This is a genomic window from Rubrobacter tropicus, assembly GCF_011492945.1.
In the GTDB taxonomy this organism is placed as follows: domain Bacteria; phylum Actinomycetota; class Rubrobacteria; order Rubrobacterales; family Rubrobacteraceae; genus Rubrobacter_D; species Rubrobacter_D tropicus.
On the sequence record NZ_CP045119.1, the window covers coordinates 963,256 to 980,211 of the forward strand.

Annotated in this window: 14 protein-coding genes and 1 pseudogene; 10 read left to right on the plus strand and 5 right to left on the minus strand. The window is 65.5% G+C overall.

Annotated features, from left to right (window positions below; genetic code table 11):
* Positions 1-223: 223 nt before the first annotated feature.
* Positions 224-2,620 carry a S8 family peptidase gene (locus tag GBA63_RS04545; protein ID WP_166173867.1) on the plus strand — a complete coding sequence of 799 codons (2,397 nt, stop codon included), beginning with the start codon at positions 224-226 and terminating at the stop codon, positions 2,618-2,620.
* 113 nt (positions 2,621-2,733) lie between these two features.
* Here the strand turns inward: GBA63_RS04545 and GBA63_RS04550 are convergent, their stop codons facing one another.
* Positions 2,734-3,483, minus strand: coding sequence for a 3-oxoacyl-ACP reductase family protein (locus GBA63_RS04550; protein ID WP_166173869.1), 750 nt, complete (start codon positions 3,481-3,483; stop codon positions 2,734-2,736).
* Between the two features lie 196 nt (positions 3,484-3,679).
* Between GBA63_RS04550 and GBA63_RS04555 the strand changes: the two genes are divergently transcribed.
* The 4 genes from GBA63_RS04555 to GBA63_RS04570 all read left to right on the plus strand — a co-directional run bounded on the left by GBA63_RS04555 (position 3,680) and on the right by GBA63_RS04570 (position 6,249).
* Positions 3,680-4,090, plus strand: a complete 411-nt coding sequence (locus tag GBA63_RS04555; RefSeq protein WP_166173871.1) for a helix-turn-helix transcriptional regulator — start codon at positions 3,680-3,682, stop codon at positions 4,088-4,090.
* Between the two features lie 39 nt (positions 4,091-4,129).
* On the plus strand, positions 4,130-4,465 hold the full coding sequence (locus GBA63_RS04560) for a hypothetical protein (protein ID WP_166173873.1): 336 nt from the start codon (positions 4,130-4,132) through the stop codon (positions 4,463-4,465).
* Positions 4,466-4,602: 137 nt separating this feature from the next.
* Complete coding sequence (locus GBA63_RS04565) at positions 4,603-4,944, plus strand: capsid protein (protein WP_166173875.1); 342 nt, start codon at positions 4,603-4,605, stop codon at positions 4,942-4,944.
* Between the two features lie 96 nt (positions 4,945-5,040).
* Positions 5,041-6,249, plus strand: a complete 1,209-nt coding sequence (locus tag GBA63_RS04570) for a thiolase family protein (RefSeq protein ID WP_166173877.1) — start codon at positions 5,041-5,043, stop codon at positions 6,247-6,249.
* A gap of 167 nt (positions 6,250-6,416) precedes the next feature.
* Here GBA63_RS04570 and GBA63_RS04575 read toward each other — a convergent pair whose 3' ends face one another.
* From GBA63_RS04575 to GBA63_RS04585, 3 genes are all read right to left on the minus strand, one after another.
* Entirely contained in the window at positions 6,417-6,968 is a 552-nt protein-coding gene (locus GBA63_RS04575) for a GNAT family N-acetyltransferase (RefSeq protein WP_166173879.1), read from the minus strand.
* 70 nt (positions 6,969-7,038) lie between these two features.
* Positions 7,039-7,470, minus strand: coding sequence for a type 2 periplasmic-binding domain-containing protein (locus GBA63_RS04580; protein WP_166173881.1), 432 nt, complete (start codon positions 7,468-7,470; stop codon positions 7,039-7,041).
* 2 nt (positions 7,471-7,472) lie between these two features.
* Positions 7,473-8,723: an acyl-CoA dehydrogenase family protein gene (locus tag GBA63_RS04585; protein WP_166173883.1), complete on the minus strand. Its 1,251-nt coding sequence runs from the start codon at positions 8,721-8,723 to the stop codon at positions 7,473-7,475.
* Positions 8,724-9,208: 485 nt separating this feature from the next.
* Here GBA63_RS04585 and GBA63_RS04590 point away from each other — a divergent pair, with 485 nt between their 5' ends.
* The 4 genes from GBA63_RS04590 to GBA63_RS04605 all read left to right on the plus strand — a co-directional run bounded on the left by GBA63_RS04590 (position 9,209) and on the right by GBA63_RS04605 (position 13,042).
* Positions 9,209-9,388: a hypothetical protein gene (locus GBA63_RS04590; protein ID WP_166173885.1), complete on the plus strand. Its 180-nt coding sequence runs from the start codon at positions 9,209-9,211 to the stop codon at positions 9,386-9,388.
* A 23-nt stretch (positions 9,389-9,411) separates the two neighbouring features.
* Positions 9,412-10,092: an adenylate kinase family protein gene (locus GBA63_RS04595; RefSeq protein WP_166173887.1), complete on the plus strand. Its 681-nt coding sequence runs from the start codon at positions 9,412-9,414 to the stop codon at positions 10,090-10,092.
* A 30-nt stretch (positions 10,093-10,122) separates the two neighbouring features.
* Complete coding sequence (locus GBA63_RS04600) at positions 10,123-11,040, plus strand: alpha/beta fold hydrolase (protein WP_166173889.1); 918 nt, start codon at positions 10,123-10,125, stop codon at positions 11,038-11,040.
* An 82-nt stretch (positions 11,041-11,122) separates the two neighbouring features.
* A complete protein-coding gene (locus GBA63_RS04605) occupies positions 11,123-13,042 on the plus strand; it encodes a PHA/PHB synthase family protein (protein ID WP_228282310.1) in 1,920 nt (639 codons plus the stop codon).
* Between the two features lie 70 nt (positions 13,043-13,112).
* Here the strand turns inward: GBA63_RS04605 and GBA63_RS04610 are convergent.
* A pseudogene (locus tag GBA63_RS04610) lies at positions 13,113-14,500 on the minus strand (MFS transporter).
* Positions 14,501-14,718: 218 nt separating this feature from the next.
* On the opposite strand from GBA63_RS04610, the gene GBA63_RS04615 reads away from it, so the two are divergent.
* Positions 14,719-16,953, plus strand: a complete 2,235-nt coding sequence (locus GBA63_RS04615; protein WP_166173891.1) for a molybdopterin oxidoreductase family protein — start codon at positions 14,719-14,721, stop codon at positions 16,951-16,953.
* The last annotated feature ends 3 nt before the right edge of the window (positions 16,954-16,956 follow it).

The following is a 16,956-nucleotide window of genomic DNA, read 5'->3' on the forward strand; positions in this document are numbered from 1 at the left end:
GGACTTTGTTACATAAGCCTTAATTGTATACGAAGTGTATTTATGTGTCCAGTGGAGATAGATGCGGTTCACATCGTACGCGGTGGATGACGGCCGGCAGGGATTATATACGTGTTTCTATCCGAACGGCTAAAAAACATTAGCCGTTTCAGTATATCGCGCTGCCTCCTGGCGGATCATAATAGTGCGAACCTTCGGGAAAGTCCTTGGAAGAGGAGGAGAGATGGGTCGCTCTGTTGGACGCGCCAGGTTCGTGTGGCTGGCATTGTTAGTAGTCGCGGCGGCCTTGCCTGGGGCTGCCATGGCCCAGGAAGCGGCGCCTTCGGGCGAAGACCGCTCCTCCTTCGGGTCCCAGATCCGGGACCTCAAAAAGGAGACGATTCCCGGCAGGATCATCGTTCGTTACGACGAGCAGAGCGGGCAGGCCGCGCAGGCCGCCGCGCGGCGCGAAGTGGGCGCCGTAAAGAAAGGCGACCTCGACCTCATAAACGCCGACGTGGTCAAGGTCGAAAGTGGAACCGTCGCGTCCGCCGTTGAGGACCTCGAGGCGAACCCGGTCGTGGAGTACGCCGTACCGGACCGCGTCGTGTACCCCATGGACTACCGCGACGAGCCCCGCTTCTCCGAGCTCTGGGGCCTCCACAACACGGGGCAGGAAGTCCTAGGCCGCGCGGGCAAACCCGACGTGGACGTGGACGCTCCCGAAGCCGCTGCCACCTCCTCCGGCGGGCAGGACGTGGTGGTCGCCGTGATAGACGACGGTGTGGACTTCGGGCACCCCGACCTCGCGGGCCACGAATGGGTCAACGAAGACGAGGTTCCGAACAACAACATCGACGACGACGCCAACGGCTACGTCGACGACGTAAACGGCTTCGACTTCGCCAACGACGACAACACCGTCCACGACACCCTGGAGGACTTCCACGGCACCCACGTGGCCGGGACCATAGCGGCCTCCGTCAACGGGCAGGACGTCGTTGGCGTGGCGCCCAACGTCAAGATCATGTCCCTCAAGTTCCTGGGCGGGCCCTTCGGTTCCCTCTCGACCGCCATAGAGGCCATCCAGTACGCGGGAGACAACGGGGCCAGGATCTCCAACAACTCCTGGGGCTACGTCGGGCCGCCCGACCCCGCGCTCAAGGACGCCATAGAAGCCTCCGGGATGCTCTTCGTAGCCTCCGCCGGCAACGAGGCCCTCAACAACGACACGGGGTTCCCGATCCCCGAGCTCGGGTTCACGGTCCGGGCCTACCCCGCCTCCTACGACCTGCCCAACGTCCTATCGGTGGCCGCCGTCAACAACACGGGCCGCCTCGCCTCTTTCAGCAACTTCGGCGCGAAGACCGTGGACGTCTCCGCCCCCGGCGTGGACGTGCTCTCGACCGTCCCGTCCGTCCCGCAGAAGTCCGGCCTCACGCTCTCGGCCGTCGGGTCCGGCGAGGCGCTCGTCGCGGGCTTCGGGCTGGAGGAGATCTCCGGTGCCGACGCCAGGGCCGACTTCGCGGAGAAGGCACTCGATACGCTCGGCTACTGCACCGGCCTGGGCGGCGTGGCCTGCCCGACCTCGATGAACAAGGTCCTCCTCGTCGACGACGACCTGAGCTCGACGTTCCCGCCGGCCCTGGCCGAGTTCGGGCCGCCCGACGTGCGGCCGGTGGTGGCCGCGGCCCTGAACTCCGTGCAGAACGTGGACCTTGACGTGGTGAACGTCGGCGTGGGGGACGGTCCCTCGTTCGAGAAGCTCAGCCAGTACGATCACGTGGTCTGGGCCACGGGCCAGGCGCCGGTCTCGACCGACCCGTTCGACGAGACTGCCCCCGTCAGGAACACCCTGACCTTTAACGACCATAACGCCCTGACCCGCTATCTGAACGGCGGCGGGGGACTCTTCCTGACCGGCCTCGATACTTTCTACCTGGACGAGAAAGCCGCCTTCGTGACTGAGACTTTGGGCCTCGAGGTTCAGGGTGACTACTACACCGGCGTCTTCGAGGGGGCTGCCGGCACGCCCTTCGGCGGGAACACCCACGACCTGAACAACGCCCCGTTCTCCGTTCCCTTCTTCCACGACGGCCTCACGCCAGCGAAGCCAAACGCCTCCTCCCTGGGCACCATCGGCACGCCGCAGGGCTACGAGGAGTACTTCTCGGGAACCTCGATGGCGTCCCCGCACGCGACCGGTACGGCCGCCCTCGCCGCCGGCGAGTTCTCCGGCCTCCTGAACAGGCCAGCCGCCCTGAAGCGTCTCGTCATGGGAACTGGACAACCGGCGCCCCTCACGCAAGGCAAGACCGTCACCGGCGACATCGTGAACGCCCGGAACGCCGTAACCGACACCCGGCCGCGCATACCGGCGGTCTTCCCCAAAGGCGCCATCTCCGACACCACGCCAACGATACGGGCAAGAGTCGTCGACCTGCAGCAGATGCTTCCAAAGTCCAACGTCGAGCTCTACGTGGACGGCAACCGCAAGATGACCTTCTCCTACAACCGCTTCTCCGGCGTCCTCTCCCACGCGGCCGGCCCCCTGAAGGAGGGCCGCCACTTCGTGCGGATAAAGGCCACCGACCCGCAAGGCGCTACGACGTCGAGGAGCTGGTCGTTCACCGTGAGGTGAGTCAGCGAATCAGCCGGTCAGCACTTCGGCTTGTCAGCACTTCGACGCCGCAACAAAGAGGAGGGGCCCGGTTCACCGGGCCCCTCCTCAAACTTTGCTGACCGGCTGACCAGCTAGGTCCTTATGTAGACGCCGCCGTTGATGTCGAGTGACTGTCCCGTGATGTAGTCGCCGTCCTCGACCAGGTACCGGACGGCGCGCGCGATCTCCTCGGGCTCGCCGAAGCGCCTCAGCGGCACCGATTTCAGGAGCTTCTCCTTTGCCTCCTCCGGGATGGCCGCAACCATGTCCGTGTTTATGAAGCCGGGGCAGATGGCGTTGACGGTTATTCCGTAGCGGGCCAGCTCGAGGGCCGCGGTCTTGGTGAAGCCGAGCAAGCCGCCCTTGGCCGCGGAGTAGTTCGCCTGGCCGATATTGCCGGCCTCCCCGACGAAGGAGCTCATGTTGATGATCTTGCCCCCGCCTGCCTCGGTCATGTGCGGCAACACCGCGTGCACGGTGTAGAAGGCGCTGTTCAGGTCGACCTGGATCACTTTGTCCCAATCATCCACCGTGAGCTTCTTGAGCGTCTTGTCTATGTTGATCCCGGCGTTGTTGACCAACACGTCGATCCTGTTGAACCGCTCTATCGCCTTGTCTATGAGTGCCTGCGCCTGCTCCGGGTCCGAGACGTCACCCTGGACCGCTATCGCCTCACCGCCCGCCTCTTCTATCTTTGAGACCAACTCTTCGGCGGGCTCCTTGCTTCGCGAGTAGTTGACGACGACCTTCGCCCCACCCGCCGCGAGCTCCTCGGAGATCGCCGCGCCAAGCCCCCGGCTCGCCCCCGTCACTACCGCAACCGCTTCTTTCAGAGTTCCCACGTATCCTCCCTTTTACCGTAGTTTCCCTCGAAACAGTTTATTGACCGGGTAGACCAGCCGCAAACTAGATACCCCAAGCACATAAGACCGCGAGATCCCACCCCCGAAACGTTACAATGCTACAGAAATGTCGCGAAAAACCTTGACGAGTACATATATATGTGTAGACTGCATATAGAGTATGGAAGAGAGAGCTATGAACAACGAAGAAAAAGGGCGTGCTGTCGGGGACCGGGAGGCTGGTTTCCGGGGGGTAGAGGCGCGGCCCAGGAACTGGCTGGTGCCGGTGATCCTGTTGTCGTTGCGCGAATGGAACTCCTACGGCTACGAGCTTATGGAGCGGGCTTCGAACTTCGGGTTCGAGGCGATGAACCCGGGGACGTTGTACAGGACGCTCAGGCAGATGGAGAAGGACGGGATCGTGGAGTCCAGTTGGGAGACCTCCAGGGGAGGACCGGCCCGCCGGATGTACACGATCACGGACGCGGGGAAGGCTTACCTGGACTTCTGGGCCAGGTCCCTCGAGCAGTACCAGCAGACCATGGACACCTTCTTCCGGCTCTACACGGGAAGGCCGTTGAAAGACGAGCCGGACGAGAAGAAGTAGCAAGAGTTCGCGTCGCACGCGAGAAAGGGGTTAGCCCGAATGGCTACCAACGTCGAGAAGGCCAACAAGGCCGCCGAGAAGCTGGCCGAGACCACGCGCGATTCCTACCAGACCGTCGTGGACCACGCGGTCGGGCTGCAGGAGCGGAACGTCAGGTTCGCGCAGGGTGTGGTCGATGGTTCCATCAAGGAGCTGCGCCACCAGGCCGAGAGCAACCGGGCGATGACCCAGGAGCTCGTGGAGCGGGCCGAGAAGCAGCGCGAAGCCTACCAGACGCTCGTCGAGCAGTCCCTCGACGCGTACCTGGACCTCGCCTACGCGCCCCTCTCCTACTACAAGGAGGGCCTGCAGGTCGCCAAGAAGGCCACCAGGTAAACAGACCGGCACGCGTCAACGTTTCGTGGGGGGTGGGCTTCCGGGCCCGCCCCCCTTTATGTTTCGCGGGTCGTGTCCGGGGGTATGAAAGCGGGTTGTTCGGATAAGTCCCGAATAGAAAGGAAAGGATCGAAAACATGGATCAGAAACAGCAGAAGCAGGTAAACGAGGCGGCCGAGAAGTTCGCCGGGGCGATCAAAGAGTCTTACCAGGCGATCGCCGATAGGTCGGTCTCCGCGCAGGAGCTAAACGCGCAGCTCACGCAGGAGTTCTTCAACGGGGTCATCAACAACCTGAGGACCCAGGCCTCCAACAACCGGGCGCTGGCCGACGACCTGATCGAGCAGCAGCGCAAGCAGCAGGAGGCCTCCCAGGCGCTCGCCCAGGAGGGCGCGAACGCCTACATGGACTTCCTGAACTCCATGTTCTCCTACTACAGGGGGGACCTGGAAGAGGCCCAGAAGCGGGCCAAGAGGTAGAGGAAGCTTACAGAAGGTTTAGAAAGGCCCGGACCATTCGGTTCGGGCCTTTCTTTTTGATGTATGCTTCGGTCAGGATAAGAGGAAGGAGAAAAGGTGAGCTTCGGCAACGGAAACGGCACCGAGATCGTGATCTCGACGCCCCTCAGGACCGCCATAGGCACGTTCGGGGGCGCGCTCAAGGACACGCCGGCCACGGACCTCGGGGCGACGGTGGGCAAGGAAGTCCTCAGCCGCTCCGGCATAGAGGGCGAGCAGGTCGACCAGATCATAGTCGGCAACATCCTCTCGGCCGGGCAGGGCATGAACCCGGGCCGCCAGGTCGGCATGAAGACCGGTCTCCCGGTAACGACCCCGGGCATGACCCTCAACAGGATGTGCGGCTCGGGCCTTCAGGCCATCATCTCGGCCGCCCAGGAAGTGGCCTTGGGTGATGCGGACGTCGTGATGGCGGGCGGCATCGAGAACATGGACCGGGCGCCCTTCCTTCTAGACAAGGGGCGTTACGGCTACAGGATGGGGATGCCTTCTGCCGAGATCCAGGACCACATGGTCTTCGACGGCCTGTGGGACGTCTTCAACAACTACCATATGGGCGTTACGGCGGAGAACGTCGCGGAAGAGTACGGCATCACCCGCGAAGACTCCGACGCCTACGCGGTGCGCAGCCACCAGCGGGCGGCGAAGGCCCACGAAGACGAGCTCTTCGACGGCCAGATCGTGCCGGTCGAGGTCAGGCAGAAGAAAGAGAAGGTCCAGTTCACCACCGACGAGCATATCCGGGCCAACGCTAGCGTCGAGGGCCTCCAGAAGCTAAAGACGGTCTTCAAGAAAGAGGGCGGCACGGTGACCGCGGCCAACGCATCGGGCATCAACGACGGGGCCGCGATGATGCTCGTATCGAGCGAGAAGAAGGCCGAGGAACTCGGCATGCCCGTAGCCGGCAGGCTCGTCTCGGCCGCCGTATCGGGCGTCGACCCGTCGGTGATGGGGACCGGCATGATCCCAGCCTCCAGGATGGCGCTGAAGAAGGCCGGCCTCTCGGTCGACGACCTCGACGCCGTCGAGGCGAACGAGGCCTTCTCGTCCATCGCGATAGCCGTCGGGCGCGAGCTCGAGGTGCCCGAGGAGAAGCTCAACCCGGTCGGCGGCGCCGTCGCCCTCGGCCACCCCATCGGGGCCACGGGAGCCGTACTAACCGTCAAGATTCTGCACCACCTCGCCCGCACGAACGGCCGCTACGGCCTGGTAACCCTCTGCATCGGTGGCGGGATGGGCATAGCCGCGATCTTCGAGAGGGTGTAAGAATAGCTGTCAGCTTTTAGCTTTCAGCTATCAGCCAAGAGAAGGGACCGGGGTGAGAAACCCCGGTCCCTTCTCTTTTGCTTCGGCAAGACCGGCGAGGTCTGAAGCCCGAGAGTCCCGTCCCCAAACGGACAAGCTGAAAGCTGACGGCTGATAGCTGAAAGCCCTTACGCCGCCGTGCTCGGCCTCAGGTCGATCTCGACGTGCTCGGCCCCGTCTTCCCACCGTTTGCGCTCCGGGAGGTCGAGGCTGCGCAGCAGGTGGAGCATCCCGGCGTTCTCGCGCATGACGAGGGCGTACAGCCGTTCGAGACCGTTCGCGCGGGCGGCCTCTATGAGGTGGCGGGTGAGCCCGATGCCGAGCCCCCGGTCCTGGAACCTGTCCTCCACGAGCGCCGCGTACTCGGCCGCGTCGGTGCCGGGCTCGCGCTCGTAGCGGACCACGCCCACGACCTCCCCGGGGTCCTCGGGATCGAGCGCCACCAGCGCGAACCGGTCCCGGCCGTCGACCTCCGCGAACCGCCGGGCCTGCTTGTCAGAGAGCCTCTTGAGGGGGCCGAAGAACCTCAACTCTACCGACCTGTCGCTCGACCGCGCCACGAGACGCTGCAGCGCCGCCGCGTCCCCGGCGCGTATCTCGCGCACCGGCACGCAAACGCCGTCTCGCAACGCCAGAACCCGCGTGTCGTCCATCATATCGACGCCCCCGTAGAGGGCCATGAATTGTATCTATGTGCGTATTGCATATAAAGAGCTTACCGCATAAGTCGGGGGTCTGGTTGTCAAAAGGTTAACTTTGCGGGTCTGTGGTCTCCTGTTGGGGGAAGTCTGGGCGGACGAGCTCGAGGAACTGGTCCTGGGTGACTTCCAGGTACTCTTTGAGTTGTTCCGGTGTCAGGCGGCCCGACATGGCTTGAACGAGGGTGTCGCGTTGGGCCTGGAGGAGCTTCAGGGCGCGGCGGTGGTCTTCTTCGAGGGAGCCTGTCCAGGTCTTTGCGGCCTCCTGGGCGGCCTGCTCGAATGGTTTGCCTTCCAGGATCAGGGCCGCGAGTTCCGCGGCCCTGTACGTGGTCGTCGCGAGGCGGCGCTGGGCCCGGACGAGGCCCACAGTCGTGTTCAGGCTTATGGCGTAGCGGAGGAGGTTGGCGACGTGGCGGGCCTCTTCCGGCGAGACCCCGAGTTCCGCGCGGTCCGCTCCGCCGCGGGGCTGCGTCTCTTCCACGCTCAGCGGGGTTTCTCTTCCGCCCGGCCGTCGCGGGTGGAGTCCTTCGGGGGGCGGGCCGAGAAGGCGCGGTGGCCCGTGATGGCCTGGCCCACGATCAGGGCGTTCACGTCGTTCGTGCCCTCGTAGGTGTAGACCCCCTCGATGTCCGCCATGTGCTCCATGACGCGGTAGTCGAGCAGGACGCCGTTGCCGCCGAGGACCTCGCGGGCAAGCGCCGCCGTGCGGCGGGCCTTGGCCACGTTGTTCATCTTGAACATGGAGACCGTAGGCGGGTCGAGGAGTCCCTCGTCTTTAAGGCGACCCACGTGGATGGAGAGGAGTTGGGAGAGGGAGATCTCGTTGACCATCTCGACCAGCTTCTGCTGCACGAGCTGGAAGGAGGCTATCGGCTGCCCGAACTGCTCCCGCTCCTTTGTGTAGGCCAGCGCTACTTCGTAGCAGTCCGCCGCCTGGCCCAGGCCGTCCCACCCGACCCCGTAGCGCGAGTGCGTGAGCACGGACAGGGTGGACCCGAGGCCGGTCGCCCCCGGTAACCGGGCATCGGCCGGGACGTGGCAGTCTTCTAGCTTGATGTGGGCCTGCCAGACGGCCCGCTGGGAGCCCTTACGGGGAAGGACCTCGGCCCGGAAGCCGGGGTTATCTCCTTCTACGAGGAAGCCGGAGATCTTGTTGTCCTCGGTCCTGGCCCAGATCACGGCCACGTCGGCGAACGTGGCGTTGCCGATCCACTTCTTCTCCCCGTCGAGCACGTAGCCGCCGTCTTTCTCCGTTGCAGTAGTCGCGAGCGAGCCCGGGTCGCTTCCCGCCCCCGGCTCGGTGAGGCCGAAGCACCCTACCTTCTCGCACCGCGCCATCTCCGGCAGCCACTTCCGCTTCTGATCCTCGGAACCCAACTCGTGGATGGCCGCCATCGCGAGCCCGCTCTGCACGTGCAGGAACGTGGCCAGGGACCCCGACCCGCGCGCCAGCTCCGCGATGGCGAGCCCGTAGGCCACGTTGTTCCACCCCGCGCAACCGTACTCCGGGGAGAAGGTGCCGCCCATGAGCCCGAGCTCCCCGAGGCCGGGGAGCGCCTCGAAGGGGAACTCAGCCCGGTCCCAGTGGTCCGCGGCGGACGGGATCACATCCCGCTCCACGAACTCGCGTACCCTGTCCCTGACCTCCTTCTCTTCCCCCGAAAGAAGGCGGTCAGACCGAATGAAATCGTTCTTTTGAGTCTCTTGCTTTACGCCATCGGGCGTGACGGTCATCTCTGCCCCTCGTGGTCTGTCGGCGTGACGGTCCCCACGCCAATATATGCGCGGCGGCGACCACGGTCAATCTCGAACCCCCGGAAGGAACCGGTACCCGCCCGTGGGGTGAAAGGGAAAGGAGAAGACGCGAGCACCGGCTAAGCCTATAGATACCGTATCCACTCCATCCTTTAACTCCAAAATGCCCCCACGCACCAAGAATGTGCCGAAGTGTGTAGCGCGACCTCCTCAAAGCCCAGGCTTCCTTACGCTACCCTCCGAACGCTCATACTTCGGCCCGAAAGACGCGGCGCGGCACAACCTCGCGGCCCGGCTCTCCACCGAGAACGAACCCGACGACGACGCTTGTAACTAAGTGCAAATTGACAGTATATGCGTAGTGAATACAATGATTTGGAGGTCCGGGCTTCGGGCCGTAAGAGATCGGGGACGACGGGCGATCGTAAGTGTTCGGTCCCTGAGTCTACAAGAGGTAGGAGTTTATGAAGAAGGCGTTGTACGAGGCGGTTTTGCAGGACGTTGGCAGGTACGAGGATCTGGCCCTCAGGGCAGAGGGTTCCGCGGACGATGAGCTCGCGGGGTTCTTCCGCGAGGTGCGCGACGAGAACCGGCTCAGGGCCGAGAAGGCCAGGCGGTTGCTTGCTCAGCGGGTTGCCGAGTAGCGGCGTTCAAGAGGAGGAACAGCATGAGGGTAGCTTTCATAGGTCCGGTGGGATCGGGCAAGAGCAGTCAGGCGCAGAGGCTTTCGTGGTCGCTGCCGTTCTACAACCGGTCGCCGAGGCTCTCCACGGGTGATCTTGTGCGGGCCCAGATCGAGGCTCGCACGCCGCTCGGGGCGCGGATCGGGGCCCTCCACGATGCCGGCGAGCCGGTCCCCGACGGGGTCGTATTCGACCTGCTGCTGCCGCACGTGCGGACGGCGGGGGGCTTCGTCCTCGACGACTTCCCGGCCAACGCGGGGCAGGCCGAGATCCTGGACGCGGAGCTCGAGGAACGCGGCGCCGGGCCGTTGCGCCACGTGATCTCGCTAGAAGGACCGTCGGACGACGAGCTCGTCGGGCGGGTCCTCGGCGGCCGGGTCCACAGCCGGGCGACCGACGCCGCGTACCACCTGAAGAACGACCCGCCGCCGGGGCCCGAGAAGAGGCTCGACCCGGGCCCGTTCGAGCGGCGCAGCGACGACACCGAGGAGTCGCTCAGGCGGCGTCTGGGCGCGTACCGCCGGGAGCACGCGCTCCTCAAAGAGCACTACGAGGCGCGGGGCGTGCTGACGGTCATCGACGCCGGGCGGCCGCTCGACAAGGTGGCCGAAGGCGTGCTCGACGCGCTCGGGCATCCCGAGAACCCGCAGTACTACGCGGTCTAGGCAGTCTTTGGAGATACGAAGGGCGGCCACGTGCCAGTAACGATCACCGAGAACACCAGCATAGACTACGACGTCCAGGGCGAGGGGCCGCCGCTGCTCCTCGTCAACGGGCTCGGCTTCGGCCGGTGGGGCTGGTTCAGGCAGGTCCCCGCCTTCTCGCGCCACTTCCGCACCATCACCTTCGACATCCGGGGCGAGCGAAGCCTCGGCAACGGCGTCGCCGACCTCGTCGACGAGGTCGTCGCCCTGTTGGACCACCTCGGGGTGAAAAAGACGCACGTGCTCGGCACCTCGTTGGGCGGCTTCGTGGCGCAGGAGCTCGCGCTCGCGCGGCCCGACCTCGTGGACAGGCTCGTGCTCGTGTGTACGAGCTACGGGGGCAGGGGGCCCGAGGCGATGTCGCCGGGGGCGCTGGCGGACATGATGGGCCTGGGGACTTTCAGCGCCGAGGCCGCGGCCCGCAAGGCGCTGGAGGCGGCGACGGGCGAGGTCTACCGGGCCGAGAAGCCCGAAGAGTTCGAGAAGATAGTGCACTGGCGGCTCGCCGATTCGTCCTCCGCCGTCTCGTACTACGAGCAGGCGAAGGCGGGGGCCAGGTTCGACCTCTCCGGGGACGTCGGGCACATCACCTCGCCGACGCTCGTGATCCACGGCTCGGAGGACCGTTACGTGCCGCCCGCCAACGCCCGCGCCCTGGCGGACGCCATACCGGGCGCGAAGCTCCGGGTCCTCGAAGACGCCGGGCATCTCGTCTTTATCGAGAGGTTCGCGGACGTCAACAGGGAGGTCGTGCGCTTCCTGAAGTCCCGCGACGGGCGGCAATCTCGCGGAGTTGGCGGGAAGACCGGGGAGAAAGTGGCGCGGGAGCCCGGAGGGTGGCTCCGGGGCGCCGTGAACGCCCTCCGGGGGTGGGCCGCGCGGATGAGGGCCTGGATGGGCCTCTCGTAGCCTCCCGCGTCTGGCAACCAGCCAAAACGGGTAGACTGTGTTCCGCAACACAAGAAGAAGAACGGTTCGTCTGGAGGACTGCATGAGCGAAGAAAAAACTGGCGGCAGCGGGACGATGGGTACCGCGTCGGCGCCCTTCGACCTGTGGGCGCAGTGGATGCGGGCCAACATGGGCGCGATGACGGCCACGCCGGGCGCGAGCGTCCCCTGGCTCGCCGCGCCGGGCGTCTCGACCGGGGACGAGGTCAAGGACCTTCCATCCGGTGCGATCCGTAACGATCCCCTGCTCTCGACCCTCGAGAAGTTGTGGGACGCCAACCCCATGCAGAACGTGCTCCCCATAAACTGGGTCGAGATCTCCAAATCCCTCCAGACCCTCTGGCAGCGCGAGCTCTCCGACCCCGCCGCCGCCATGCAACGGGCCACGGACTTCAACACGAAGCTCTGGGGCGCGACGCTCGAAAGCTGGCAGGACGCCGCCAACCGCTTCTGGGGCATCGAGGGCAAGAAAGAAGATGAGGGCCGCCCCGACAGGCGATTCTCCGCGCCCGACTGGACCGAGAACCCCTACTACGAGACGCTAAAAGAGTCGTACCTGCTCGCGTCCGAGTACCTGCTCAACGAGGTCGAGGAGACCGACGGCCAGGACAACGAAGAGCAGCGGCGCATGAGGTTCCACCTGCAGCAGTTCGTGGACGCGCTGGCCCCGGTCAACTTCCTTCTCACCAACCCGGCGGCCCTCAAGAGGGCATTCGAGACGGGCGGGGTGAGCCTCGCGGAGGGCACCCGCAACCTCCTCTCGGACCTCGAAGAGGGCCGGATGAGCATGACCGACGCAAACGCCTTCCAGCCCGGCGAGAACCTCGCCATCACGCCCGGCAAGGTCGTATACAGGAACGATCTCATAGAGCTCATCCAGTACGAGCCGACGACCGAGAAGGTCCACGAGACCCCGATAGTCTTCTTCCCGCCCTGGATCAACAAGTACTATATCCTCGATCTGCAGCCGAAGAACAGCATGGTCAAGTACCTCGTCGACGAGGGCTTCACCGTCTTCATGGTCTCCTGGAAGAACCCGGACGCCTCGATGGAAGAGACCAAGTTCGAGGACTACATGACGATGGGCCCGCTCGCGGCCGTCGAGGCCGTCAAGGACATCACCGGCTCCGAGAAGGTGAACCCGGTCGGCTACTGCGTCGGCGGGACGCTGCTCGCCGTTACGCTCGCCTGGCTCGCCGCCGGCGGGGACGAGAACCCCTTTGGCGCCTGCACGTTCATGGTCTCCTTGCAGGACTTCGCCGAGGTCGGGGATACGGCGGTGTTCATGGACGAGCCGCAGGTCGAGTTCATGGAGCAGCAGATGATGGAGCGCGGTTACCTGGACAACCGCAAGATGGCGAACATGTTCAACCTGCTGCGTTCCAACGACCTGATCTGGTCCAACGTCGTCAACAACTACCTGCTCGGCCAGAAGCCGCCCGCCTTCGACCTCTTGTACTGGAACGCCGACGGCACGCGGATGGCCCGCGACGCCCACAGCTTCTACATCCGCAACACCTACCTCGAGAACAACCTCATAAAGCCCGGCAAGGTCGAGGTGCTCGGGCGCAAGATAGACCTCGGGACCATAGAGGGCGAGGCCTACGCCGTCGGCGCCGAGAAGGACCACATAGTGCCGTGGCACTCGGCGTGGAAGATAAGCCAGGTCACCAACCTCAACACCCGCTTCGCGCTCGCAAACTCGGGCCACATAGCCGGCATGATCAACCCCCCGAGCAAGGGCAAGGGTAAGCACTGGGTAAACGAGTCCGGCGACGCAGGCTCCGCCGCCACGGCCGAAGAGTGGCGCGCCAACGCCACGGAGCAAGAGGGCTCCTGGTGGGAGGACTGGACGAACTGGCTCGAACCCTTCTCGGGCGAAGAGGTCGACCCGCCGAAGATGGGCAGCGAGAAGTATCCCCCGGTAGAGGACGCCCCCGGCTCTTACGTGAAGGAGAAGTAGCTTCAGGCTTCAGGCTTCAGGTGGTGCGGTGCTGATGCCTGTGAAACCGTGGTTCGCGTTCCGCGAATCGCTAGCAAGGGATCTCGGCGTTTCGGCGGAAGTAGAACCACCAGGTAACGGCCATGCAGGTGAGGTAGAAGGCTATAAAGGACGTGAGCGCCACCTGCGGGCCTCCGAAGGCTTCGGCGGAACCGGCGAAGGCGCGGGGGATTATGAAGCCGCCGTAGGCGCCGATGGCGCCGGCGAAGCCGAGCACGAACGAGCCCTCTTTTAGCCCGATCCTGCGCGCTTCGGCCCGCGCGCCCTCGTCGTTCGCAGCCAGGCGTTCGCGCTCGGTGCGGAAGATGGTCGGGATCATGCGGTACGTCGAGCCGTTGCCGATGCCGGTGGTGGCGAAGAGGACCATGAAGGAGATCAAAAACCCGGCGAACGACTGCTGGGCCAGGAAGAAGAGCACGGAGACGACGCCGAGCGCCATCGCGGCGAAGTTCCAGAACGTGACCGCAGCACCCCCGAACCTGTCGGCCATCCAGCCCCGAGCGGTCGCACCAGGGAGCCGACGACGGGGCCGAGGGCGGCTAGCCAGGTAACGGCGTACTCGGGGAATACCGTCCCGATCAAAACGGGAAAGCTGGCCGAGTAGCCTATGAACGAGCCGAAGGTGCCGATGTAGAGGTAGCTCATGACCCAGGCGTGCTTGCGCCTCATCACGGGCGCCTGCTCCCGCGGCGAGGCCTGCGAGACGTTGAGGTTGTTCATGAAGAAGAACGCGCACACCGCCGCCAGCACTATGAACGGCACCCAGAAGTAAGCCGCGTTCTGGGCGAAGACCTGCGTGTCCGTGTCGCTCTTGGTCTGAGAGCCGCCTATAAAGGCCAGGGCTCCGGCGCCGATCAGGATAGGCACCAGAAGCTGCACGATGCCGACCCCGAGGTTGCCGCCGGCCGCGTTGACCCCGAGCGCCGTCCCCTTGCGGTGGTTCGGGAAGAAGTACGTTATGTTCGCCATGCTGGACGCGAAGTTGCCGCCCCCCAGGCCGCCCAGGGCCGCCGCGACGGCGAAGAGCCAGTACGGGGTCTCCGGGTTCTGGATGATGGTGCCGAGCATCACCGTGGGTATCAGGAGTAGCAGCGCGCTGATGATGGTCCAGTTCCTGCCCCCGAAGATGCCGACGGCGAACGTGTAAGGGAACCGCAGCGTCGCCCCGACGAGCGGCGGCAGCGCCACGAGCCCGAAGAGCTGGGCGGGGGTGAAGTCGTAGCCGATGAGCGGCAACAGCGCCGCGACTATGCTGAAGAGCTGCCAGGTGGCGAACCCGAGGAACTCCGCGAAGATGGAGAAGACGAGGTTTCGCCTGGCAACGGCCCTCCCCTCGCGCTCCCAGAACTCCGCGTCTTCGGGGTTCCACTTCTCGATCCAACCGCCAGTCCTGCTCCTCGGAAACGTCGCCTCCGCCAAGATCCACCCTCCGTCTCGTCCATCCGGCACGCCGGACCCCGGGCCCGACTCGTGACACCGTTCATGCTATGTGCCGGCGGGAGGCAAAGTCTTTATCAAGTCGTAGCAATATGCGTGCTCACTGCCCGCGGCATATATGTACATCGGGCCGATGAAGCGTCCCTGTCCCCTCGACTACCCTTTGCAGGGTAGGTTCGTTGGGTGCGAGAGGAACGTGTTTGGCATCAGATGTAGATAAGAGGCAGCCGGAGCGGTGGACGCGCTCGACGTGCCCGTACTGTGGGGTCGGGTGCGGCGTCGAGGCCGGGACCTCGGGCGGGAGACTCGTCGCGATCCGGGGCGACAAGAAGCACCCGGCGAACTTCGGGAAGCTCTGCCCCAAACCGGCCGGGCTGCCCGAGGCCGTCCACCACCCCGACCGCCTGACCCACCCCCTGCGCCGCCACGGGGACGACTTCGCGCGCGTCTCCTGGGACGAGGCGTTCGAGGAGATAGCGGTCCATCTCGGTGGCGTGTTGGAGGAAGGTGGTCCGGAGGCCGCCGCGTTCTACATCTCCGGCCAGCTTCTGACGGAGGACTACTACGCGGTCAACAAGCTGGCCCGCGGCTTCGTCGGGACCAACAACGTGGACTCGAACTCGAGATTGTGCATGTCGAGCGCCGTGGCCGGGTACGCTGGGGCGTTCGGGGCGGACGGGCCGCCGGCCGCCTACTCGGACATAAGCCATTCGGAGTGCATAGTGCTTTGGGGGTCGAACACGGCGGATTGCCACCCCGTCACCTTCGACCGCGTCAAGCGGCGCAAGAAGGATCCCAAGGTCTCCGTGGTCGTCGTGGACCCGAGGCGGACGCCGACGGCCGCGGTGGCCGATCTTTTCCTGCCGGTCAGGCCCGGGACTGACCTCGCGCTAGCCAACGCGATGCTGCGCGTGATCCTTGACGAGGGACTGCTGGACCGGCGGTTCGTCGAGCGCCACACGTCGGGATTCGAGGCCGCGGCCGAGGTGGCGGCTGAGTGGACGCCGCGGCGGGCGGCGAGGGTCTGCGGGATAGAGGCCGAAGACGTCGTGGAGGCCGCCAGGAGGTTCGGGGAGGCGAAGGCGGCCCTGATCCTCTGGACGATGGGGGTCAACCAGAGCACGGTCGGAACGCTCAAGAACCGCGCGATCATCAACCTCTGCCTCGCGACCGGCAACGTCGGCAAGGTCGGCGGCGGGCCCTTCTCCCTCACGGGCCAGCCGAACGCGATGGGCGGCAGGGAGACCGGAGGGTTGGCCCACCTGCTTCCCGGCTACCGCAAGATCGAAGACCCGAACCACCGCCTGGAGGTCGAGGAGGCGTGGGGAGTCGAGCCTGGCACCATCCCTGCGAAACCGGGCCTGCCCGCGACCGAGCTCTTCCGGGCCGTGGACAACGGGGGGGTGGAGTTCCTGTGGGTCGCCGCCACCAACCCGGCTGTCTCGATGCCGGATCTCGCGCGAACCAGGCGGGGCCTCCGGAACGCCTTCGTCGTGGTCCAGGACGCCTACCCGACGGAGACGACGCGGCTGGCCGACCTCGTGTTGCCCGTGGCCGGGTGGGGCGAGAAGTCAGGGACAATGACCAACTCCGAGCGGCGGGTGAGCCTGGTCGAGAAGGTGGTCGAGGCGCCCGGCGAGGCGCTCGCGGACTGGGAGATCTTCGCCGGCGTCGCCCGCAAGATGGGATTTGGGGGGGACTTTGCCTGGAAGGACCCGTCGGAGGTCTACGAGGAGTACAGGGAGCTCACGCGCGGCAGGCCGATGGACGTAACGGGCCTCTCGCACGAACGGTTGAGACGCGGCCCGGTGCAGTGGCCCGTGCCCGAGCGCATCGAGCACGCGGAGCGTCCGTTCGGCGGGATCGTGCGCATGTGGGATCGCACGGAGGACGAGCACCCCGGCACCCCGCGCCTCTACGTGGACAGCAAGTTCGACACCCCGGACCGGCGCGCCCGCTTCGAGCCGACCCCGCACGAAGGCCTGCACGAGCCGCCCGGCGGGGAGTATCCATTGGTTCTCTCGACCGGCCGCGTCAAGAACCAGTGGCACACGATGACCCGCACGGGGCGCTCGGAGAAGTTGATGAAGGGGCTTGACGGCCCGTTCGTCGAGGTCCACCCCGAGGCGGCGGGCGAGGCCGGCGTGGAGAACGGCCGTTTGGTGCGCGTCGTTTCGGCGCGGGGAGAGTTCCTGGCCCGGGCCCTCGTCACGGAGAGTGTGGAACCCGGCACCATCTTCGCGCCGTTTCACTGGGGGGATCTGTGGACGGGGGGCGGCAGCGTAAACGAGGCCACCCACGACGCGGCCGACCCCGTCTCCCACCAGCCCGAGCTCAAGGGGGCAGCGGTGCGGGTCGAGGCAATCGGGGAACAGCAAAAAAGACGAGCACGCGCGGATCTTGCGGAGACGATCTCGGCGTGGGACGGGGGTTAGAGG